The 22,293-nt window shown below is 53.0% G+C and carries 20 protein-coding genes; 12 read left to right on the forward strand and 8 right to left on the reverse strand.

Features of this window, described 5'->3' with window-relative positions; all coding sequences use genetic code 11:
* Positions 1 to 3: 3 nt before the first annotated feature.
* Entirely contained in the window at positions 4 to 1,497 is a 1,494-nt protein-coding gene (locus tag J4377_RS11170; protein ID WP_038485621.1) for a bifunctional ADP-dependent NAD(P)H-hydrate dehydratase/NAD(P)H-hydrate epimerase, read from the reverse strand.
* 95 nt (positions 1,498 to 1,592) lie between these two features.
* Here J4377_RS11170 and queG point away from each other — a divergent pair, with 95 nt between their 5' ends.
* Positions 1,593 to 2,705, forward strand: a complete 1,113-nt coding sequence (queG, locus tag J4377_RS11175; RefSeq protein WP_038485624.1) for a tRNA epoxyqueuosine(34) reductase QueG — start codon at positions 1,593 to 1,595, stop codon at positions 2,703 to 2,705.
* Positions 2,706 to 2,723: 18 nt separating this feature from the next.
* On the opposite strand, the gene orn is transcribed toward queG, so the two are convergent.
* Positions 2,724 to 3,317, reverse strand: coding sequence for an oligoribonuclease (gene orn / locus J4377_RS11180; protein ID WP_038485627.1), 594 nt, complete (start codon positions 3,315 to 3,317; stop codon positions 2,724 to 2,726).
* 146 nt (positions 3,318 to 3,463) lie between these two features.
* On the opposite strand from orn, the gene rsgA reads away from it, so the two are divergent.
* Genes rsgA through asd form a run of 3 tightly spaced genes read left to right on the forward strand, consistent with a single transcriptional unit; the run spans position 3,464 to position 6,223 of the window.
* A complete protein-coding gene (gene rsgA / locus J4377_RS11185; RefSeq protein ID WP_198349143.1) occupies positions 3,464 to 4,483 on the forward strand; it encodes a small ribosomal subunit biogenesis GTPase RsgA in 1,020 nt (339 codons plus the stop codon).
* Between the two features lie 53 nt (positions 4,484 to 4,536).
* The gene (locus tag J4377_RS11190) at positions 4,537 to 5,379 is read left to right on the forward strand and encodes a sulfurtransferase (RefSeq protein WP_253485541.1); all 843 of its coding nucleotides are present in this window, start codon (positions 4,537 to 4,539) and stop codon (positions 5,377 to 5,379) included.
* Between the two features lie 10 nt (positions 5,380 to 5,389).
* Positions 5,390 to 6,223, forward strand: coding sequence for an archaetidylserine decarboxylase (gene asd, locus J4377_RS11195; RefSeq protein ID WP_038485636.1), 834 nt, complete (start codon positions 5,390 to 5,392; stop codon positions 6,221 to 6,223).
* 17 nt (positions 6,224 to 6,240) lie between these two features.
* Here the strand turns inward: asd and epmA are convergent, their stop codons facing one another.
* Positions 6,241 to 7,221 (reverse strand): EF-P lysine aminoacylase EpmA, encoded by a 981-nt coding sequence (gene epmA / locus J4377_RS11200; RefSeq protein WP_253485543.1) that lies wholly within the window; start codon positions 7,219 to 7,221, stop codon positions 6,241 to 6,243.
* Between the two features lie 151 nt (positions 7,222 to 7,372).
* Complete coding sequence (efp, locus tag J4377_RS11205) at positions 7,373 to 7,939, reverse strand: elongation factor P (RefSeq protein ID WP_038485642.1); 567 nt, start codon at positions 7,937 to 7,939, stop codon at positions 7,373 to 7,375.
* Positions 7,940 to 8,058: 119 nt separating this feature from the next.
* Here efp and epmB point away from each other — a divergent pair, with 119 nt between their 5' ends.
* Entirely contained in the window at positions 8,059 to 9,081 is a 1,023-nt protein-coding gene (epmB, locus tag J4377_RS11210) for an EF-P beta-lysylation protein EpmB (protein WP_253485545.1), read from the forward strand.
* Positions 9,082 to 9,179: 98 nt separating this feature from the next.
* Here epmB and leuA read toward each other — a convergent pair whose 3' ends face one another.
* Both leuA and J4377_RS11220 read right to left on the reverse strand, forming a co-directional pair.
* Positions 9,180 to 10,886, reverse strand: coding sequence for a 2-isopropylmalate synthase (gene leuA, locus J4377_RS11215; RefSeq protein ID WP_253485547.1), 1,707 nt, complete (start codon positions 10,884 to 10,886; stop codon positions 9,180 to 9,182).
* 16 nt (positions 10,887 to 10,902) lie between these two features.
* Positions 10,903 to 11,787 carry an ion transporter gene (locus J4377_RS11220; RefSeq protein ID WP_038485652.1) on the reverse strand — a complete coding sequence of 295 codons (885 nt, stop codon included), beginning with the start codon at positions 11,785 to 11,787 and terminating at the stop codon, positions 10,903 to 10,905.
* A gap of 158 nt (positions 11,788 to 11,945) precedes the next feature.
* Here J4377_RS11220 and J4377_RS11225 point away from each other — a divergent pair, with 158 nt between their 5' ends.
* The 7 genes from J4377_RS11225 to J4377_RS11255 all read left to right on the forward strand — a co-directional run bounded on the left by J4377_RS11225 (position 11,946) and on the right by J4377_RS11255 (position 18,766).
* The gene (locus tag J4377_RS11225) at positions 11,946 to 14,777 is read left to right on the forward strand and encodes a monovalent cation/H+ antiporter subunit A (RefSeq protein ID WP_253485549.1); all 2,832 of its coding nucleotides are present in this window, start codon (positions 11,946 to 11,948) and stop codon (positions 14,775 to 14,777) included.
* Positions 14,777 to 15,109 carry a Na+/H+ antiporter subunit C gene (locus J4377_RS11230; protein WP_038485658.1) on the forward strand — a complete coding sequence of 111 codons (333 nt, stop codon included), beginning with the start codon at positions 14,777 to 14,779 and terminating at the stop codon, positions 15,107 to 15,109. The genes J4377_RS11225 and J4377_RS11230 overlap by 1 nt, the downstream gene beginning before the upstream one ends.
* Positions 15,106 to 16,617 carry a monovalent cation/H+ antiporter subunit D gene (locus tag J4377_RS11235; protein ID WP_038485661.1) on the forward strand — a complete coding sequence of 504 codons (1,512 nt, stop codon included), beginning with the start codon at positions 15,106 to 15,108 and terminating at the stop codon, positions 16,615 to 16,617. Before J4377_RS11230 ends, J4377_RS11235 begins: the two co-directional genes overlap by 4 nt.
* The gene (locus J4377_RS11240) at positions 16,614 to 17,111 is read left to right on the forward strand and encodes a Na+/H+ antiporter subunit E (protein WP_038485664.1); all 498 of its coding nucleotides are present in this window, start codon (positions 16,614 to 16,616) and stop codon (positions 17,109 to 17,111) included. The genes J4377_RS11235 and J4377_RS11240 overlap by 4 nt, the downstream gene beginning before the upstream one ends.
* Positions 17,105 to 17,374 (forward strand): K+/H+ antiporter subunit F, encoded by a 270-nt coding sequence (locus J4377_RS11245; RefSeq protein ID WP_038485667.1) that lies wholly within the window; start codon positions 17,105 to 17,107, stop codon positions 17,372 to 17,374. Before J4377_RS11240 ends, J4377_RS11245 begins: the two co-directional genes overlap by 7 nt.
* A 28-nt stretch (positions 17,375 to 17,402) precedes the next feature.
* Positions 17,403 to 17,789 (forward strand): Na+/H+ antiporter subunit G, encoded by a 387-nt coding sequence (locus J4377_RS11250; RefSeq protein WP_038485670.1) that lies wholly within the window; start codon positions 17,403 to 17,405, stop codon positions 17,787 to 17,789.
* Positions 17,790 to 17,932: 143 nt separating this feature from the next.
* Entirely contained in the window at positions 17,933 to 18,766 is an 834-nt protein-coding gene (locus tag J4377_RS11255; protein WP_370687185.1) for a DUF6694 family lipoprotein, read from the forward strand.
* A gap of 49 nt (positions 18,767 to 18,815) precedes the next feature.
* Here J4377_RS11255 and serB read toward each other — a convergent pair whose 3' ends face one another.
* Together serB and parC are read right to left on the reverse strand one after the other, a co-directional pair.
* Positions 18,816 to 20,021: a phosphoserine phosphatase SerB gene (gene serB / locus J4377_RS11260; RefSeq protein WP_038485677.1), complete on the reverse strand. Its 1,206-nt coding sequence runs from the start codon at positions 20,019 to 20,021 to the stop codon at positions 18,816 to 18,818.
* A 3-nt stretch (positions 20,022 to 20,024) separates the two neighbouring features.
* Positions 20,025 to 22,280 carry a DNA topoisomerase IV subunit A gene (gene parC / locus J4377_RS11265; protein ID WP_231657136.1) on the reverse strand — a complete coding sequence of 752 codons (2,256 nt, stop codon included), beginning with the start codon at positions 22,278 to 22,280 and terminating at the stop codon, positions 20,025 to 20,027.
* Positions 22,281 to 22,293: the final 13 nt, after the last annotated feature.

A 22,293-nucleotide genomic window follows, 5' to 3' on the forward strand; every position in this document is an offset into this window, starting at 1 on the left:
CCTTCACGGGTTAATTAACACTCGTGCATAGGATGCCAGATCACTTGCCAGCAAGCCACGTTCACCCGTTGCTTTAGCCGCTTCATCGCCGGCCAGCGCATGCACCATCACCCCAAGCCACGCTCCACGCTCCATATTGTCGTTCTGAGCAACCAGTGTACCTAGCATACCGCTCAGCACATCCCCCATGCCGCCGCTGGCCATACCAGGATTGCCATAGGGGCAGATTACTAACCCGCTGGGGCCAGCCACTAAGCTACCCGCCCCCTTTAAAATTACGACGCCGCCCCGCGCTCGCTGTAAGGCTCGGGCAGCCGCTGGACGATCTGCTTGAACATCCGCGACGGAACAGCCTAGCAACCGAGCCGCCTCACCTGGGTGCGGTGTTAATACCCAATTATTACGACGCTCATCAGGCCAGCGGCTGGCCAACAGGTTGAGTGCGTCCGCATCAACAATTAATGGCACATCTAATTTCAAGGCACTCTGCAGTATCGCTTGCCCCCAGGCCTCTTGCCCCAGCCCCGGCCCAACAACGATTACATCTGCCTGGGAAGGCAATTGGCCTGCATCGGCGCCACCGCGAACACCATGGGCCATTACCTCAGGGCAGCGCATCAAACTAGCAGTCACATGCTCAGGTGCCGTTGCCAAGCTGACCTTACCGGCACCTAAACGCGCGGCCGCTTGAGAAGCGAGCAACGCCGCACCACCAAACCCTGGTGCACCTCCCATTACCACGACATGCCCCAGATCACCTTTATGGCTGATACGGGAGCGCGGCGTGAATACCTCACCCAAAAGCTCATCGTCCAAACGCCATGCGCTGGGCGGTATATCAAAAAACGCTTGCGCCTTGACACCTAACGGACGGAAGTCAATTTCGCCGGTATAAGCAGGTGCATCGCCAGTATGCAGGCCAATTTTGTCGCCTATAAACGTCACCGTGCAGGCCGCATTGACGGCCAGCCCCATGACGGCACCCGTGTCTGCCGAGATGCCAGAGGGAATATCCAACGCCAATACCGGTTGATGCGACGTATTGATCGCTTCAATCACCGGCCTTATTTCTCCGGCAACATCACCCGATAGCCCGGTACCGAGCAGTGCATCAACAATCACTTCACCAACCAAGGTGGTACTTGACTGCCACTGGTCCAAACCAACGCCCGCCGCCGATGCCAGCTCGGCAGCGCGAGCAACATCCCCCGTCAACGCCTCGAAAGGCCTAAGTGAGATGCGCTGTACTTTAAGCCCGGACTGCATGGCCAACGCCGCAAGCACATGGCCATCACCCCCGTTATTACCGCTACCACAAAGCACTGTCACGCTTCGTGCATGCGGCCAGCGGGAGCGGAAACTGTGCCATGCACTGGAGGCTGCTCGCTGCATCAAGGCAAAACTTTCAATACCGCCGGCAATCGTACGCCGATCAAGCTCGCGCACTTGAGCCGCTGTATAAAGGGGGCGTAGCGAGGAAGTACTTAACGTGGGCACGATCTCTCCTTAATCTGGTGACAGTTGGGCGCTAGTAGGTTGATAACCACTTATGCGTTAGCATAGCGCGCTTAACGCGCTACCGTTGATTTACCATGCAAAACTCCACTACCTTTTCACTATCTGATGATGACTTAACGCGTCTTGCAGCCCTAATCAAAACATGGGGTCGAGAGTTGGGTTTTCAGCAAGTAGGTATTACAGACACTCAGCTAGCAGCTCATGAAAAACACCTAGATGCTTGGCTTGAAAAAGGTCACCACGGTGACATGAGCTTTATGGCGAAACATGGTACCAAGCGCACCCGCCCGGAGGAGCTTGAACCTGGCACCCAGCGAGTTATCAGCGTGCGCATGGACTATTTACCCGCTGAAGTAGAAAGTACAAAAGTACTGGGCCAACCTAGCCGTGCCTATGTTTCACGCTACGCACTAGGACGCGACTATCATAAATTAATGCGCAAACGTTTGGCGCAACTAGCTAAAAAAATCGAGCAGCAAGTCGGCGCGTTTGGTTATCGCGCATTTGTAGACTCAGCCCCCGTTATGGAGCGCGCCTTAGCGCAAAAAGCAGGCCTTGGCTGGTTTGGTAAAAATGCCATGTTACTTAACCCCAAGGCGGGCTCGCTTTTTTTCCTCGGCGAGCTGTATACCGACTTGCCGCTGCCTATCGATGCACCGTTTACTCAGGAACACTGTGGCAGCTGTAGCGCCTGTCGAACCGCCTGCCCAACCGGTGCCATTGTAGATGACAAGGTCGTCGACTCGCGCAAATGCATTTCTTATCTCACTATTGAACTGCATGGCGCGATACCCACGGAGTTTCGCCGCGCCATGGGCAACCGTATTTACGGTTGCGACGACTGCCAGTTGGTGTGTCCTTTCACTCGCTTCACCCGCGTTACCCAGGAAGATGACTTTGCGCCGCGCCATGACCTTGACCGTGCCGACCTCCTTAGCCTGTTTGCCTGGGGCGAAGACGAATTTTTGGATAAAACAGCAGGCAGTCCCATTCGGCGTATTGGCTACGAACGCTGGCTGCGCAATCTCGCCATCGGCCTGGGCAATGCACCCTGGAGTCGCGCGGTAGAGGCAGCCTTGTGGGCAAGAAGAGCCTATCCCAGCAGTTTAGTGCGTGAGCACGTTGCTTGGGCGCTTGAGGAGCAGCGCCTCAAGCGCGGGGCGAAAATTGCCACTGACGGCGCTTAGCCACTTTTCTAAACTACCTTACTCCTCTTCATCTGTTACCGTTTCGAGGCGTAAGAACGTACTGCGATAGTGAACCAACTCGGCAATCGACTCCTTGATGTCATCCATTGCCAGATGGACATTCTGCTTTTTAAATCCTGCTAAGGCACCTGGATTCCAGCGTTTTGCCAACTCCTTAACGGTCGACACGTCCAAATTACGGTAATGGAAAAACGCCCAAAGATCCGGCATTTCACGCTCAAGGAAACGCCGATCCTGGTGAATGCTATTGCCACACATAGGCGATGAGCCAGAGACCACATAGTGGCGAAGAAAATCGAGCGTTTGCTGCTCGGCCTCAGCGGTAGTCACGGTGCTCGCTTTGACGCGCGCAACCAGACCACTCTCCCCGTGGGTCTTCTGATTCCAGTCATCCATTTGTGCCAACTGGCTATCAGGCTGCTTCACCGCAATCACCGGCCCTTCCGCTACGACGTTTAAATCGGCATCGGTAATCAATGTGGCCACTTCAATGATGCGCTCTTTGTTTGGATCCAGACCGGTCATTTCCAAGTCTATCCACACTAGCAAATCATCTCGCGGGGTGGCGTTGTCAGCAGTTTGCTCGCTCATTACATTCATTCCTTGGCCAGTACCGCCACTTAATACGGCGATTAGAGTTAAAGTGTGGCTTATATTGCCTTAACCAGCACCCAATACAGGACAGTAGACTGCCCAGGTGAGTACAATGCCACTATTGTACCGAGCATCAGGTGGTCATGAGCAAACGTAAATTAAGTCGCCAGCAACAGTGGCGAGTCGATAAAGTCCAAGCGGAACGTGCCCAACGTGCTGAAAAGCGCGATGTGAAAGACGCTGAAAAACTTGCCGCTGGCGAATATGGTGCCGAACAACCAGGCCGAGTTATGGCTCACTTCGGGCGAACACTAGAAGTGCGCGATGCCGATGGTACGCCCGTGCGTTGCCACCTTCGCGCCAACCTAGATGGCTTAGTCACCGGCGACCGGGTGATTTGGCGAGCAGGCCAGGACGGCTCTGGCGTCGTCGTGGCCCGCGAGGAGCGCGACAGCGTGCTAAAGCGCCCAGATCCGCGGGGCCAGCTTAAGCCTGTGGCGGCCAACATCGATCAATTGCTGATCGTCTTTGCGGTAGAGCCCGCTCCTCACCCCAATCTGATTGACCGTTATTTGGTCGCTGCCGAAGCAACAGGTATTGCCCCCGTGCTGGTGCTCAACAAAACCGACTTGCTGCCAGAAGATGGTGGCAAACTGGGAGAACTGCTTGAGCGCTACCACTCTCTGGGCTACACCGTGGTGCGCACCACCACTGCTAATGAAGCTGGCTTAGATGATCTACGCCAGCAGCTTGAAGGGCGAACATCTGTGTTTGTCGGTCAAAGTGGCGTGGGCAAATCATCACTGATTGATCTTCTGCTACCCGATGAAACTTTGCGTATTGGCGCTCTGTCAGAAGATTCGCGTAAAGGCACCCACACCACCACCACCGCTCGGCTTTATGCGATGAGTAGTGACGAAGTGGCTGACGGTGAGCTTATTGACTCACCGGGTATTCGCGAGTTTGGCTTAATCCATCTTGATGAGCAGGAAGTTACCGATGGATTTATTGAGTTTCATCCGTTCATTGGCCATTGCCGCTTCCGAGATTGCCGCCACCGCAACGAGCCAGGCTGCGCTTTACTTGAAGCAGTCGAGGCAGGCAAGATCCATCCAGAACGTTTTGCCAGCTATCGGCGCATTCTCGATAGCTTAAACGCATAATTTTTATTAGCTTGATGCCTGATATATCAATTGCTAAGCATAGGGAGCTGTCAATGAGCACCGCTAGCCATTCATCGGAAACCAACCTACTGCCGCTGATTGTTGAGCCCGAGCAGCTTCAAGAACACCTGGATAATCCACAGCTGCTGATTATCGATGTACCAGTAAATGGCGATAGCTATCGCCAAGGTCATGTACCGGGTGCTATTTACCTTGATTTTCGCTACCTAATGCGTGGCGAAGGACCGGTACCCAACGATGTGCCGAGCACTGAATTTCTCTCACGCCTGTTCAGCGCACTTGGCCTAACCCGGGATACTCACGTCGTCGCTTATGATGACGAGGGCGGTGGCTGGGCGGCACGACTGCTATGGACACTGGAGCTAATCGGCCACACCCGTTACTCGTATTTGAATGGCGGCATCCATGCCTGGAGAGATTCCGGCTTGGCAGAAAACACTGAATCCACCGCCCCAACACCAAGTGAGTACCGAGCGGAGATCTTAAGCCCGCACGCCTTAATCACCTGCGATGAAATCAAACAAAAGCTCGCAGATAAGCAGTTCGCCGTTTGGGATGCTCGCTCTAAAGGCGAGTTTGATGGTGAAAAAGGCAACAATAAGCACCTTGGTCATATTCCGGGAGCGGTCAACATGGACTGGCTCAATGCTATGGATCGCAATCGCGCACTTCGTATCCGCGATTACGCTGAGCTAATGACCGAACTAGGCGCGCTCGGCCTAACTCCCGAAATGGAAATTGCTACTCACTGCCAAAGCCATCATCGCAGCAGCTTCACATGGCTAGTCGGTAAAGCGCTGGGCTTTAATATACGTGGTTATGCGGGCTCTTGGGGCGAATGGGGCAACCGCGACGATACACCGATTGAGAAGTGAAAATACGACTGTGACTGTTTCCCAAAAAGCGTTTTCCCTAATTCAGTACCCGCTCCCCCACCATGCGCTTTCGCGTTTAACAGGTAAGCTTGCCCAGTGCGATGCTCCCGCGGTGAAGAACAAGTTAATTAAGGCGTTTATCAAACGTTTTAATGTGGACATGAGCCAAGCGCTGGAGCCAGACCCCACCGCTTATGCAACGTTTAATGACTTTTTCACCCGCGCTTTGAAAGCCGATGCTCGTCCATTGGGAGAGGGCCTGCTAAGCCCTGCTGATGGCACCCTGTCACAGTTCGGGCGTTTACAGGCAGGTCAGTTAGTACAAGCGAAAGGCCACACGTTTTCTGCCCAAACCCTGCTAGGTGGCGACAGCGCGCTAGCCGAAGAGTTTATGGGCGGCAGTTTTGCGACTGTTTACCTCTCTCCTCGAGATTACCACCGCGTACATATGCCGGTTACAGGCACACTGCGCGAGATGATTTATGTACCAGGGCGGCTCTTCTCGGTCAACCAAGCAACCGCTAACTACGTGCCAGGGCTGTTTGCGCGTAACGAGCGATTGGTGTGTATTTTCGATACCCAGCACGGCCCAATGGCCATGGTATTGGTAGGTGCAATGATCGTCGCGGCGATCGAGACTGTCTGGGCAGGCCAAGTGACGCCGCTTTCAGGCCACCCTCAGCGCATGCGTTTCGGGCAACCCATCACGCTTGAAAAAGGCGCTGAAATGGGCCGCTTCAAACTGGGCTCAACGGTGGTGATGTGCTTTGCCAAGCCGGTGACTTTTGAAGATAATCCGCTAGGCGCCAAGGTACAAATGGGCCAAACACTGGGCGAGCCTTAAAACGCGAGAAATTAGTGCTAACAATTAGCTGTTGAAAATGTAAGCACGTCTTCCAGGCGTGCTTTACCCAGCGCCAGCTGAATAAGCCGATCTATGCCCAATGCCACCCCAGCGCTTTCTGGCATTCCATGGTCTAGCGCTGCTAGCAATTGCTCATCAACATCCACCTCAGGTAAACCTAAACGGCGACGCTCAGCATTATCTTCACTGAAACGCAGCCGCTGCTCCTCAGCATCAATCAGCTCATCATAGCCATTCGCCAGTTCAACACCATTGAGATAAAGCTCAAAGCGAGAAGCGACCCACTCACCATCTGCGTCTTGATGGCGGCGCGCCAAGGCCGCTTGGCTGGCAGGATAATCCAACACAACACTAAGTTCGTTTTGGCCAAGCGTTGGTTCAATTACCATGCTCATTAACAGGTCGAGACAAGTATCGCGACTCTCTTCTGTTAGCGCATTTGCCGACATCTGGCCACGCTCTGCAGCCAAAGTACGCAATGTCTCAATAGATGTCGTGAAGGGGTCTACCGCTAAGTAGGTATGAAACAGCTCACGGTAACGATAGTGCACCACGGGGCCTACAAAACTCGGCAGCACGTTAGCAACCAGCGTGGTCGTCTCATCAATCAGCTGTGCCAGGGTAAACCCTGGGCGGTACCACTCAAGCATAGTGAATTCAATATTATGGCGGCTGCCAATTTCACCATCACGAAAACTTTTAGCTAGTTGAAATATCGGCCCACTACCTGCGGCCAGCAGGCGCTTCATATGAAACTCGGGCGACGTTTGCAGCCAAAGCCTACGCTGGCCTTTATCCGTACGCGCCATGCTAGACAGCGAGACTAAGTGCACATCGGTGCTGCCACCCTGCCCCAGTATCGGTGTTTCCACCTCCAGCACACCCCGCTCAGCGAAAAATGCACGCACCCCAGCGAGTAAGCGCGCACGCTCGCGCAACGTTTCGATACTTGCCGTTGGCTGCCAGCTAGCCGTCATTTACGTCCCCTCCAATGCTATAAAGCCACGCATGGTCATCACGTGGCTTTATAAAGTAGATGCTTTCGCGGCTAACTAACTACCGGTCACTCGGCAGCGCTTATGTTTGAAAAACGCTTAGGCACGAGAAACACTTATGCTCGAGAAACACTTATGCTCGAGAAACATAGTCGCCAGAACGCGTATCAATCTTCAGCACTTCACCCTGGTTGATAAACAACGGTACGCGCACAACCGCACCTGATGAAAGTGTGGCAGGCTTAGAACCACCCTGGGCAGTGTCACCTTTCAAACCTGGGTCCGTCTCAACCACTTCCAGTTCAATGAAGTTGGGTGGTGTAACGGAAATCGCTTTATCGTTCCAAAGCGTAATAATATAAGGCACCTGCTCCTTGAGCCATTTCTCAGTATCGCCCAACGCTTTCTTTTCAACGGCATACTGCTCAAAAGAGCCATCCGTCTTCATGAAATACCACATGTCGCCGTCGGTGTAGAGATATTCCATCTCCAAATCCATGACATCGGCACCTTCCAGTGAGTCACCGGATTTGAAAGTACGCTCGCCAACACGGCCAGTCATCAGGTTGCGTAGCTTAACGCGGTTAAATGCCTGCCCCTTGCCTGGCTTGACCAGTTCGTTCTCGACGATAGAACAAGGATCGCCGTCGAGCATTACTTTCAAACCGCCTTTGAATTCATTGGTAGAATAGTTCGCCATGATGCCTCTCAGTGTTTTATTTCAGTAACATAGTGCGCGAAGCCATGCTTCGCCGTTGATAATGTCGTTGTAAGCGTCGTCTAATAAGTGCGCGCATGATAACCCGAAGGAGGGCTTTTTTGCAGGAGAACATTATTATCGCTGATAAGCGCCCGTCTACCCAGATATACGCGTCATGGCAGCGGCAGCTTTCCCAAGCGATTCGCGACCCAGCCACTTTGTGCAAGCGCTTAAACTTGGACGACAGCTGGCTACCTGGTGCTGCTACTGGGCACCAGCTGTTTGAGATCTGTGTTCCCGACGCCTATCTTACGCGCATTGCCCCCAACGACCCCAATGACCCTCTGCTCCGCCAAGTACTGCCGGTACGCGATGAAGCCTCAACACCGCAAGGTTACGTCACCGACCCGCTAGAAGAAGCAGAGCATCAGCCTGTTAAGGGGCTCATTCATAAGTACGCTGGCCGCGTTCTGTTAATTGCCAGCCCCGCTTGTGCAATCAACTGCCGCTACTGCTTCCGACGCCATTTTCCCTACAGCGACAACTCCCCTTCCAGAGCGCAGTGGCAGGAAGCACTAGACTACCTGCGCGCCGACACCACCCTTCATGAAGCGATTCTTTCTGGCGGTGACCCGTTGGCCGCCAACGATCGTCAGCTGGCGTGGCTGGTGGAGCAGCTTGAAAATATTCCGCATCTCAAGCGGCTGCGCATTCATACACGTCTACCCGTAGTGATCCCCGACCGGGTTGATGATGCCCTTCTTGGCTGGCTAGCGGCGACACGCTTGCAAAAAGTCATGGTACTGCATATTAACCACGCCAATGAGATTGACCAAGCGGTCATTGATGCCTGCACACGCTTAAAGCAGGCGGGTGTGACGCTGCTCAACCAAAGCGTGTTACTACGCGGAATTAACGATAGCGTCAGCACGTTGGCTACCCTGTCCGAACGCCTATTTGAAGCGGGAGTGTTGCCCTACTATTTGCATGTGGTCGACCCCGTACAAGGTGCCGCCCATTTTGACGTCCCCGATGAGGAAGCCAAAACACTGGTTAAGCAGTTACTTGAACACTTGCCAGGTTTCTTAATGCCACGCTTAGTGCGCGAAGTGCCTGGCAGGACTAGCAAGACGCCGCTGTAGTTCCCATAACCATGCTAGCTGTCATCACCACATTAGCTAACGATAAGGAGGCCAACGCCTCCTTATCGGTCTGCTAGCGATCACGTCCAATCGGGTATTTACCCTAACGTCTCTGCAGTGACATTGGCAGCCGGCGCCTGGGTAGAGTGATGACGGTTAATGGCACTAAGCACACCTTTCATCGACGCGCTGGTGATGCTTTCGTCGGTGCCGACACCAAACACTGCTTTGCCATCAATGCGCACCTCAACATAGGCAATTGCTTCAGCATCGGCCCCTTGTCCGCGGGAGTGCTCATGGTAATCAATTATTTCCACCTCTTGGCCGCTAGCCACCAGCGCTTTCACAAACGCGGCCAAGGGGCCGTTGCCCTCACCGGTTACCGTTTGGCGCTCACCTCCGCGTTCCAGTATCGCTTCAAGCGCAACTTTTGGGCTTTCTGGTTCAGAGGAAAGGCGATGGCTTATCAGCGCCAGCGGCGAATGCTGCTCCAGGTACTCATCAGCAAACGCCTGGTAAATCATTTGTGAGGTAATTTCGCGCCCAGTGCGGTCAGCGACTTCTTGCACGACTTGGCTAAACTCAATCGACAGCCTACGCGGTAGTTCAATGCCGTGCTCCTGTTCCAGCAGATAGGAAATACCGCCTTTTCCAGACTGACTGTTAACACGAATTACTGCTTCATAGCTACGCCCCACATCCAGCGGGTCAATAGGTAAATAGGGTACATCCCAAGGCGCCTCGGGATGAGCACGACGATCTGCCATGCCTTTTTTAATCGCATCCTGATGCGAGCCTGAAAACGCGGTAAATACTAAATCGCCAACGTAGGGATGGCGTGGGTGGACGGGTAACTGATTGCAGTACTCGACCTCGCGCATAATGGGCGTAATGTTGGAGAAGTCCAGGTTCGGGTGAACGCCTTGAGTATAAAGGTTCATCGCAAGCGTCACGATATCCACGTTACCAGTACGCTCGCCATTGCCAAACAGCGTACCTTCCACCCGGTCAGCACCGGCCATTAGCGTCAACTCTGCCGCCGCTACGCCAGTACCGCGGTCATTATGAGGGTGTACACTGACAATCAGCGTGTCGCGCTTTTTAACATGACGACAGAACCACTCAATTTGATCAGCATAGTTATTGGGTGTTGCGACTTCGACGGTGGCCGGTAAGTTAACGATCATCTGGTTATCAATGCTAGGCCCGAAGGTATCCATCACCGCTTCGACAATTTCCACCGCAAAGTCCATCTCCGTGGTGGTGAATAGCTCAGGCGAGTACTGGAAGGTCCAGTGAGTCTCTGGATTAGCGGCCATTAAATCGCGGATTTGCGCCGTGGCATCAACGGCGATCTGCACGCACTCTGTTTTATCTACATTAAACACTACCCGCCGAAACATCGGGTCGGTGGCATTGTAGACGTGCACAATGGCGTTTTTAGCGCCTTTAAGGGCTTCGAACGTGCGTTCAATTAAATGCGGACGCGCCTGGGTCAGCACTTGAATCGTCACATCATCAGGAATTTTATCCTGCTCAATCAACGAACGGACAAAGTCGAAGTCAGTTTGTGATGCCGATGGGAAGCCCACCTCAATCTCTTTAAAACCAACGTTCAGCAGTAGATCGAACAAACGCTGTTTGCGTTCTTGATCCATGGGGTCGATTAACGACTGGTTGCCATCGCGCAAATCTACACTGCACCATATAGGAGGCATTTCGATACGCTGACTAGGCCAACGGCGGTCAGGCAATTCAACGGCCACGAAGGGGCGATATTTTTTAGAGGGATCGGACAACATCATGACGTCGCTCCTGTCGTTAATCTGTTTTTGGCAACCCTGTATTAGGTTGGTCGGTTTGGTCACTTGAAGCTGATAGAGTGCCTTTATGGGCCATGGCAGCCTCCATACGATCAAGCTGCGCTTTTAACGTATGCACGTCGCTACGCAGAGCTTGCAATTGAGCTGAGTCGCCTTCGCCGCTATCCAACTCCATCTGCGCACTCTCCTTTTGCATAACATCGAGCACGATACCAATCATCATATTGAGGAAAATAAACGCGGTAAGGAATATAAACGTCAAATAATAGATCCAACTCCAAGCATAGACCTCTTGGGTGGCATACATAACGTCAGTCCAATCTTCAAACGTAGCGATGCGAAACAGCGTGAGCATCGCTACGGAAATGTTACCCCATAAAAAGTCGTCAACGTTATGGAATAAAAAGCTACCCAGGGCAGCATAGATATAAAAGATGATAAACATCAGCAGTACGACATAGCCCATCCGAGGGACCGACTTCACCAACGCTCCCAGCAACATTTGCAGCTCAGGAATCATCGACACCAAGCGCAAAACACGGAAAATTCGCAGCAAGCGTGCCAGCAGTACCATCTCCGAGTCGTCCATGGGGATAAGGCTAGCGGTCACTATCAGAAAATCGAAAACATTCCAACCTTTCTTAAAAAAGCTGACTAAGTTGCGCTCGGCTGCCATTCTGATCAAAATCTCAATCAGAAAGAACACGGTTACGGCAATATCAAGATAAAGCAGCCACTGCTCTATTCGGGAGGTTTCCTCATAGGTTTTCGCGCCTATTACCAGGGCAGAAATCACAATGATGGAAATCACGGCGCCTTCAAACAGCTTGTTTGAGCGCAGCTTTTCGAAGCGGGCTTGCCAGGTATTGAATGGTTCACTCATGGAACAGGGAGTCTCTAAACGGTTAACGGCATCACTTTATACTAAAATCACGTACTTACTATACAAGTGATATCCTGTTGTTTCACTTGAAGTATCTCCGCCACCCAGGTAGCTATTGCCACCTTGGTGTTTCACGATTTTTTGCGCTGGATAAGCCCATGACACTGCTGTGGATAGCCTTACTGCCCCTGTTAGGCGTGCTGGTGCCGGCATTAAATGCCAAACGCGGCCGCACCCTGTGCTCGCTGGCGACAAGCATACTGCCCGCTGTTGCCCTGCTGCTGACACTGTTGCAGATCCCCGCCCTGTTAAAAGGCGAAGCACTGCGTTTTAACGCGGCATGGATGCCTGAGCTAGGCCTTGAGCTGGCATTTCGTTTAGATGGCTTGTCGTTGCTGTTTAATCTTTTGATTATTGGCATCGGTCTGCTGATTTTATTGTATGCACATTTTTACCTAGACAAAGATGAGCCATTCGGACGTTTTTATGCCTTTCTGATGCTGTTTATGGCATCGATGGTGGGCATTTCGATGTCTGACAACCTCATCTTACTCTGGTTATTCTGGGAACTAACCAGTCTTTCGTCATTTTTGCTGATTGGCTTTTGGTCGTATCGTAGTGATGCACGTAAAGGTGCCCGCATGGCGCTTACCGTTACCGGCGCTGGCGGCTTGGCCCTACTAGCGGGTCTCCTACTGCTGGGTGATATGGCCGGCAGCTATCGAATGGACGATGTACTTAGCAGCGGCGCTGCCATCGTCGCCGATCCTCGCTATCCGCTGATGCTTGGGCTGGTTCTACTCGGTGCATTTACCAAGTCAGCTCAGTTCCCTTTCCAGTTTTGGCTACCTCATGCCATGGCGGCCCCAACGCCAGTCTCAGCGTATCTGCACTCTGCCACTATGGTGAAAGCGGGTATTTTTCTGATGGCACGCTTACACCCTGCGATTGCTGGCAGCGAGCTTTGGAGCGTAGTGGTGCCACTCATAGGTACTATCACGCTACTCTACGGCGCTTGGTTTGCCCTGTTTAAGACTGACCTAAAAGGAATTCTCGCGTTCTCAACCGTCAGCCACCTAGGCTTGATCACCGTATTATTGGGTATTGGTAGCCCGATGGCGGTGTTAGCAGCCCTGTTTCATATTTTGAATCATGCGGCCTTCAAAGCGGCCCTGTTTATGAGTGCAGGAATTATCGACCATGAAACAGGCACCCGAGAACTCAAGCAATTAGGCGGTTTGAAAAAGGCGATGCCTGTTACAGCACTGCTGACCACATTGGCCGCTGCAGCCATGGCAGGTGTGCCGCTATTTAACGGATTCCTTTCCAAAGAGATGTTCTTTACCGAGACGTTAGCAACCCCGGTACTAGGTGGGCTTAGCTGGCTACTCCCTGCGCTGGCAGCGTTAGGAGGCATTCTTTCTGTGGCCTATTCGGTGCGCTTAGTGCATGCGGTATTTTATAAACCTGCAACAGAAGCAACGCCTAAAGCGCCTCACGAACCTCCTCATTTGATGCGGTTACCGGTGGAAATCCTCGTAGCGCTTTGTGTCTTAGTCGGGCTTTTCCCCGCTTTTTTTGCCACTGACATTTTACAACTAGCGACCCAAGCCGTATTGGGCGAGCCACTTGATTTCCACTTGGCTATTTGGCACGGCATCAACTTGCCATTGATGATGAGTGGGCTGGCCTTTGTTGTGGGCATCACACTCTACTGGCGCCATACGGATCTACGCCGTTTTGTGCAATCATTCCCCAGTATTGATGCGCGCCGCGTCTTTGAGCGCTTTATCGTCACTCTGGGTTATCGTGCCGAACAGCTTATCACCAAGCTTGAAGGCAACTCGCTTCAGCGCTATATGGGCTGGCTGCTTTTCGCGGCGTTGCTGATGGGTGTGATTGGCTTGGCAAGCATTGACGGCTTAACTGGCTCGAAAGGCAATCAGCCAATTGATGGTATTGTTTTATTAGGTGCTGGCATGCTGATATTCGGGGGAGTAGCAACGGCTGCTACCCATCGATACCGGTTAATCTCACTACTGATGCTTTCGGTCGTAGGCTTATTCGTTGCCCTCACCTTTGCACGCTTTTCTGCCCCAGACTTAGCACTGACTCAGCTATCGGTAGAGGTTGTTACCATGATACTGCTGATGTTAGCGCTATTTTTCTTACCCCAAAAAACGCCGCGTGAATCGAGCCCTAAGCGCAACGTACGGGATATGTTACTGGCAGGCGCATTAGGCTTAGTGGTGGCTAGCCTTAACTATGCGGTGATGACACGTGAGACGCTGTCGATTTCTGAGTTCTTCGTTGAAAACAGTAAACCTGGTGGCGGCGGGTACAACGTCGTCAACGTCATATTGGTCGACTTCCGTGGTTTCGATACGCTTGGCGAGATTACTGTGCTGGCCATTGCTGGCCTAGCCATCTTTAAACTATTAAACCGACTACGGTTGTTTATCCCACATAGCGATGGCGAAGGTCGTGTTTGGTCGCCTGATCGCTACCCCGCCATTTTAACGTCGATTTCTATGACGTTACTGCCGCTGGCGCTGCTGGTTTCTGCGTTTATCTTCTTACGCGGCCATAACCAACCTGGCGGCGGATTTATCGCCGGCTTGATTACGGCTGTCGCGCTTATCTTGCTGTATATGGCACGCGGCGTTGAGTGGGCACAAGAGCGCCTAAACTTCCCCTTCCAGCCAGTGGCCGTGGTAGGCGTTGCCATTGCAACACTTACAGGGCTGGGTAGCTGGCTTTTGGGCTATCCGTTCCTGACGTCATCATTCGGTTACTTTACGCTACCACTGATTGGCACCTTTGAACTGGCTACCGCTCTGCTCTTTGATCTTGGCGTTTATCTAGCGGTTGTCGGTGCAACGCTGATGATTCTGGCCAACCTGGGTAAAGTCACCACGCCACACCGCCCCGTCACCGAACCCAAAGCAAGCGATGATTCGAGTACGCCTAATAACAAGGAGTCCCACTAATGGAAATGCTCTATGCCATTACAACGGGCATATTAACTGCGTGCGGACTCTATCTAACACTGCGCGGGCGTACGTTCCCCGTTGTGGTTGGTCTGACGCTGCTCTCCTACGCGGTCAACCTATTTTTGTTTTCCATGGGAGGCTTAACCACGGATGGCGCTGCTCTGGTAAATGAAGGCACGAACATTGCTGACCCGCTGCCCCAGGCACTGGTATTAACAGCGATCGTGATTGGTTTTGCGATGACCGCCTTTGTGGTCATCCTGGCCATGCGTGCACGCAGCGAAGTAGGTAACGACCATGTCGACGGCAAAAAGGAAGACCACGAATGATCCAGCATCTGATTGTTTTCCCCGTGGTGCTACCGTTAGTCGCGGGTATTTTGTTGCTTTATCAACGCCAGGGCTTAGTGCGCTATAAGCGTATCGTCAGCGTTGTCGCCTCGATACTTCTGCTGTTCGTCTCAATAGCGCTGGTCAACCAAGCGGCGAGTGGTGACATTACTTACTACGCTCTGGGCGACTGGCAGCCACCGTTCGGCGTGGTGCTAGTGCTGGATCGCTTGTCGGCATTGATGGTGTTAGTCACCGCTATTTTAGCGGTCGGCGCGGTCATTTTTGCCTGCGGCGGCGACGATGAAAAAGGCAGCAACTTCCACGGCCTATTTCAATGGCAATTGCTAGGCATTAACGGGGCCTTTTTAACCGGTGACCTGTTTAACCTCTTCGTATTTTTCGAAGTGTTACTCCTGGCCTCTTACGCATTACTGCTGCACGGTGGCGGTAAAGCACGTATCCAAGCCAGCGTTCACTATGTCGTGCTTAACTTAGCGGGCTCCTCACTGTTCCTGATCGCCGTGGGCATTTTATATGGTGCAACGGGCACGCTGAACATGGCTGATATGGCACATAAGCTGTCCAGCCTGCCCGCTGAGCGCGAAGGCTTAGTCACCGCAGGGGCATTGATGCTGCTGGTAGTTTTCGGTTTAAAAGCGGCTATTTTGCCTCTCTACTTTTGGCTCCCCCGCGCTTATGCAGCAGCTCCCGCACCAGTGGCAGCGTTATTCGCCATTATGACAAAGGTGGGGATTTACGCGATTTTGCGCGTTTATTCGCTGATATTCAGCGATCAGGCAGGTGGTCTAGTCGCACTGGAACAGCCCTGGGTATGGTGGTTAGCGCTAGCAACGCTAGCCGCAGCGGGTGTTGGCGTTATCGCCGCACGTGATTTACGCCTACTGATAGCGTATCTGGTGCTTATTTCGGTAGGCACGCTACTGGCTGGCATTGGCATGCGTTCTCCTGCCGCGACATCAGCACTTCTCTATTATCTCATTCACACCACGCTGATTACCGGCGGACTTTTCCTGCTAGCGGAGATGATTGGCCTACAGCGGGGCAAACCCGGCACGCGCATCGTTAAAGGCCGACCATTGGTGCAAGGAAATGCACTAGCGCTTACCTTTTTTATCGGTGCCATTGCCGTGGCCGGGTTACCGCCACTATCCGGCGCGTTAGGGAAGGCACTCATGCTTAACGCCGCCGAAGGTGGTGAGCGCCTGTGGCTTTGGCCGCTATTACTATTAACGAGCCTTGCGTCGTTAATTGCCCTTTCTCGCGCAGGCTCTACGCTGTTTTGGCGCAGCCACCGTGGCAGCCCAAGCGGCAGCAACCTCTCTCGCTACCAATGGATTGGCATGCTGTGGCTACTTAGCGCGGCACCACTAATGGTCGCCTTTGCAGGGCCCGTGAGTAGCTATACCCAGGCCACGGGAGAGCAGTTGGCCAACCCGCAGCTGTTGATTAATTCGCTTCTGCCTGATGCTGGAGACGCTCAATGATTGCCCCCCGCGCTTGGCTCCCTACGCCGGTACTGTCACTGCTGCTGCTGTTGGTATGGCTATTACTTGTGCGTAGCTTTGCATTCGGTCAGATCGTGCTAGGCGGCGCGCTGGCCATCCTTATTCCGTTATTGACCCATCGCTTTTGGGACGCACGCCCCCGCATTGGTAAACCGCTTAAACTCTTGCGTTTTGCGTTTCGCGTACTAGGCGATATCGTCATCGCCAACTTCGAAGTTGCGTACTTAATTGCTAACCCCTGGCGTAAAGTCAAACCACACTTTATTGAATACCCGCTGATGCTTGAAGAACGCTTCACCATTACACTTCTCGCAAGCACCATTAGCCTAACCCCAGGAACAGTTTCAGCGAATTTGAGGATGGACGGAAAATCGTTGCTCATTCATGCACTTGATGTAGACGACGAGGACGCCCTAATTGCCCAAATTCGCGAGCGCTATGAGCGCCCCCTTAAGGAGATTTACGAATGCTAAGCGCCGCACTCGTGATCACTTTAGCGCTAGTGGTAATGGCGCTACTGATGAATCTTTATCGCCTAACCATTGGCCCCGACCTGCCAGATCGCGTGCTGGCGCTCGACACTATGTATGTCAATTCAATTGCGCTGATCGTACTGCTGGGGCTGTGGCTCAACAGCAAGACCTACTTTGAGTCTGCGCTGTTAATTGCCATGCTCGGTTTTATCAGCACGGTGGCCGTATGTAAGTACATTTTACGAGGGGATATTATCGAATGAACCGTGTAACGTCTCAGGAGATGCGCTAATGTCCTTTTTTGTCGAAGCGCTGATTTCACTACTGCTGGTAGCAGGCGGTATTTTCGTCTTTATCGGCTCACTGGGTCTCGCTCACCTAAGAGACTTCTACATGCGCCTCCATGGCCCTACCAAGGCCACCACACTCGGCATAGGCTGCATGCTTGTCGCCTCAATGGGTTACTTTTGGAGTATCGATGGCAAGCCTGACGTACAAGAACTGCTAATCACGCTGTTTTTATTCATTACCGCACCGGTTAGCGCTCACTTGCTCGCCAAAACGGGTCTTCACATGCAGCTCAAGCACGTAGATAAAACCCAGGGCAAACCGGTAGAACTCCGCTCAGAAGAAGTCGGTGAAAAACCTGTCCCGCACCCCGACAAGGGACATGGTTAAAAGGCAGGAACACCCGTTCTTGGTTACTTAGCGCTGGCTGAAACGCCAGCGCTTTTTATATGTCAACGACGCGAGATAGTAGTGGGAAGCGACACTTTCCGGTAAGCTCCTTGCGTTTTGTTAGCCTGTTTTGAGGTAATTATATGTGGAGCCTGCTTAGATTGTCGGCACTGTCATTAACCACGTTGATGATAGCGGGTTGCTCAGACCCCAAAATAGACACAAGCTCAATGCCAGCCGCCGTAGTTTCGGTTGAGAAAGTGCGCGACTCACTCCCCGCCTACAAGCGCGATGAGTTTGATCAAGCATTAACGATCATTGCCATGTCATCGTTTAGCGGCATCGATTTACTCAATGCCCAACGTATGAATGCCGCCGAAATTGCCGAGTCAGCGAATGCCTACATGCATGGCCTAACGGGTGATGAGATTATAGAGCGCGCCGATAAAATGCTGCGCGAACGCCGTGCCCGCGAACGCGAGCAGGCGCTGCAAACGCTTGATCGTCTAGAAACCAAACAAGCGCGGGCCGAACACGATCAACAACAGCGCGCCCAGGTGAGCATTGAAAGTGCCGATTACTACATCAGTACCAGCCCCTATGGCGCATTCGAACCTGTCATTGATCTTCAGGTAACGAATGGTTCTGACCAAGAGGTATCAGAACTGTTTTTACATGGCGTATTGACCAGCCCAGGACGCGAAACAGCGTGGGTCGATGAAACGTTTTACTATGTTATTGCTGGCGGCCTGGCACCCGGCGAGACCGCACAATGGAGTCTTGCCCCCAACCGCTTCGGCCCCTGGGGTAATGATCAGATTCCCCGCGATTCACAGCTAACCTTAACGCTACTGGGGATAAATAACGCGCAAGGTGAGCCACTTTGGAACTCACCATCGCTTAGCGAAAATGAGGTCGCTAAGCTAGAAGCCCTGCGTGCGGAGTATGGCGGTGTTAACGCTCAAACTGCCAACTAGGGCTAAGGCGGTGCTAAAGCACCGCCTGTTCACTTGGTAGCGCTATCAGTCAGTCGATCAAATCTGCTTCCCGATAGCCAATTAAATACAGTACCGCATCAATTCCCAACGTTGAAATTGCTTGACGAGCTTGTGCGCGAACCATCGGCTTGGCGCGAAATGCAATACCAAGCCCCGCTTTTGCCAGCATTTTCAGATCGTTGGCACCATCACCAACGGCAATGGTCTGCTCTAAGGTAAAACCTTCACGTAACGCAATTTGCTCTAAAAGGTCGGCTTTGCGCTGCGCATCGACAATCGGTTCTTTCACATCGCCGGTCACTTTGCCATTTTCAATGACCAGCTCGTTGGCGTGGATTTCGTCAAAACCGAGCTTTTCCTGAAGATGGCGAGCAAAGTAAGTAAAGCCCCCAGACAGTATCACCGTGCGGTAACCAAAGCGCTTTAAGTTCGCCATTAGCCGCTCAACGCCGTCCATTAATGGCAGCTCGGCAGCAATCTCTTTTAAGACCGACTCGTCTAAACCGGCTAGTTTACTCATACGCTCGCGGAAGCTTTCTTGAAAATCCAGCTCGCCACGCATCGCTCGTTCGGTCACGTCGGCGACTTCATCTCCGACCCCATGGCGGCGAGCAAGCTCGTCAATCACCTCAGTCTTGATCAGCGTCGAGTCCATATCAAAACACACTAAACGACGATGCCGACGCCAGATAGTATCTTCTTGAATAGCAATATCGACACCATGCTGGGCACCTAGCGCGAGCGCCTTTTCGCGTAGGGCTTCTAGCTCTACATCACTGCCTCTGAGCCAACATTCAACGCAAGCCCCGTTAGCAGGCGAGTCACCTTCAAGCGCTTCGCGGCCTGAAAGACGGTGAATTAGCTCAACAGTGAGACCAAACTCTGCGGTCAGCGATCCTACTTCAGCTAATATGCCGGCAGGCAGCTTGGGGGCTAGCAGGCTTAAGATTAGTCTTGGTTGGCTGGCTTGCTCACTCCAGCGCTGATAGTCGTCACCACTCACTGCAATTGCCTGCACGTCTAAGCCTAGCGTATCTCCTGCTTCACTAAGAGCGGCTTCCAAAGCGCTGTCCTGATCAAGCCCCACCAGCATTTCCAAAGAGAGCATGCCAAACGTCACGCTTTGATTAATATCCAACAGCCGGGCACGCCCAGCCGCCAATGCATTACCCAGGCCAGCTAACTGCCCTGGGCGTGCAACCCCGGTCGCACGAATCAAATAACGTGTTGCCATGACTTACTCCCCTGCCTCTAAACAATCTACTTTTTGGAAACCGCGAGGCAGTTTGCTGCCTCGCCTACCGCGTTCACCACGATAATACGCGAGATCGTCGGCTTTCAGGGTTAGCTTACGCTTACCGGCATGAATAATGAGTTCACCACCCTCTGCCACAACGGCAATATCGCGCACAAACTCTTCACGTCGAGCCGCACGCGGGCCGGGAATATCGAGCATTTTATTGCCTTTCCCTTTGGCCATTTCAGGCAGTTGATCTAACGGAAACAGCAGCAGCCTGCCTTCATTGGAAACCGATGCAACCCAATGGCCTTCGCCTTCCGGCACTTCCACTGGGGCCATAACGCTGCACCCTTTAGGAACACTCAGTACCGCTTTACCGGCTTTATTTTTGCCTGTCAGCGCCTCGAGCTGCGCGACAAAACCATAACCACCATCACTGGCCAATACGTATCGTTTGGTGGGCGGCGCCAGCATTAGCCCTGCCATGCGCGCACCTGCCGATACGTTGACACGGCCGGTAACGGGTTCACCCTGGCCTCGGGCACTAGGCAAATTATGCGCTGCTAGGGTGTAAGCGCGGCCAGTGTCGTCTAGTAACACCAAGGGTTGATTGGTTTTACCACGAGCCGCCAGTTGGAAACTATCGCCGGCCTTATAGGAGAGCCCTTCCGGATCGATATCATGGCCTTTCGCCGCACGAATCCAGCCTTTTTCCGACAACACGACGGTAATCGGATCAGCGCCTAACAACTCTACTTCAGAGAGCGCTTTTGCTTCACTACGCTCAACCAGCGGCGAACGACGCGCATCACCATGCTCTTTACCCGCCGCGCGGATCTCTTTTTCAATTAACGTGGTTAGCTTAGCTTCACTACCCAGCAAGCCTTGCAGTGACTTGCGCTCTTTCTCCAGTTCATCCTGCTCGCCGCGAATTTTCATCTCTTCCAGCTTAGCAAGATGGCGCAATCGCAGCTCTAGGATCGCCTCTGCCTGCCGCTCAGAAAGACCAAACGCAGCGATCAATGCTGGCTTAGGCTCATCCTCTTCACGAATAATACGGATCACTTCATCAAGGTCGAGGTAAGCCGTCAGCAGGCCTTCAAGAATATGCAGACGGTCTTCGACTTTACCTAAACGATGCTCTAAGCGGCGGCGCACGGTCGCTCGCCTAAAGCGCAGCCACTCGCTCAGCATATCGGGTAGCGGCATCACACGGGGGCGGCCATCCAGGCCGATCACGTTCATGTTCACCCGCACATTTTTTTCTAAATCCGTGGTGGCGAACAGGTGCGCCATCAGCGATTCAACATCCACGCGGTTAGAGCGTGGCTCAATCACCAGGCGAGTAGGCTCTTCATGGGTGGACTCATCACGCAGGTCGGCTACCATCGGCAGCTTTTTGGCCTGCATTTGCGCGGCGATCTGCTCTAACACTTTGGCACCGCTGACCTGATAAGGCACAGCGGTAATCACGATATTGGTCTCTTCGCGCACATAGCGAGCGCGCAGTTTGACCGAACCACGGCCTGATTCGTAGAGCTTGCGCAGGTCTTCTTTCGGCGTGATGATTTCGGCATCGGTGGGGAAATCGGGTGCGGGTACAAACTCCATCAGGTCGACAGTGGTTGCTTCCGGGTTCCGCAACAGGTGACAGGTCGCCTCTACCACTTCAGTCACGTTGTGAGGTGGAATATCGGTTGCCATCCCAACCGCGATGCCGGTACCGCCGTTGAGTAACACGTGCGGCAAACGCGCGGGAAGCACTACCGGCTCTTGCATCGTGCCATCGAAGTTGGGGGTCCAGTCCACGTTGCCCTGGCCTAACTCGCTGAGCAGCACTTCTGCAAACTTAGACAGCTTGGCTTCGGTGTAGCGCATGGCAGCAAAGGATTTGGGGTCATCAGGGCTACCCCAGTTGCCTTGCCCATCCACCAGCGGATAGCGATAGCTAAACGACTGGGCCATTAGCACCATTGCTTCATAGCACGCGCTGTCGCCATGGGGGTGAAACTTACCCAGCACATCACCGACGGTACGCGCCGACTTTTTGTACTTGGCATTGGCGTGCAGCGCCAGTTCACGCATGGCGTAAATAATGCGCCGCTGCACAGGTTTCATCCCATCGCCAATATTGGGCAAGGCGCGGTCTAAAATGACGTACATCGAGTAGTCGAGGTACGCTTTTTCGGTGTAATCGCGCAGGGACAGCCGTTCGACGTCACCCTCTGCTACCTGAATATCCATGTCAATCATATCCTACCTTAAC

Source organism: Halomonas sp. XH26 (assembly GCF_024138895.1).
Lineage (GTDB): Bacteria > Pseudomonadota > Gammaproteobacteria > Pseudomonadales > Halomonadaceae > Vreelandella > Vreelandella alkaliphila.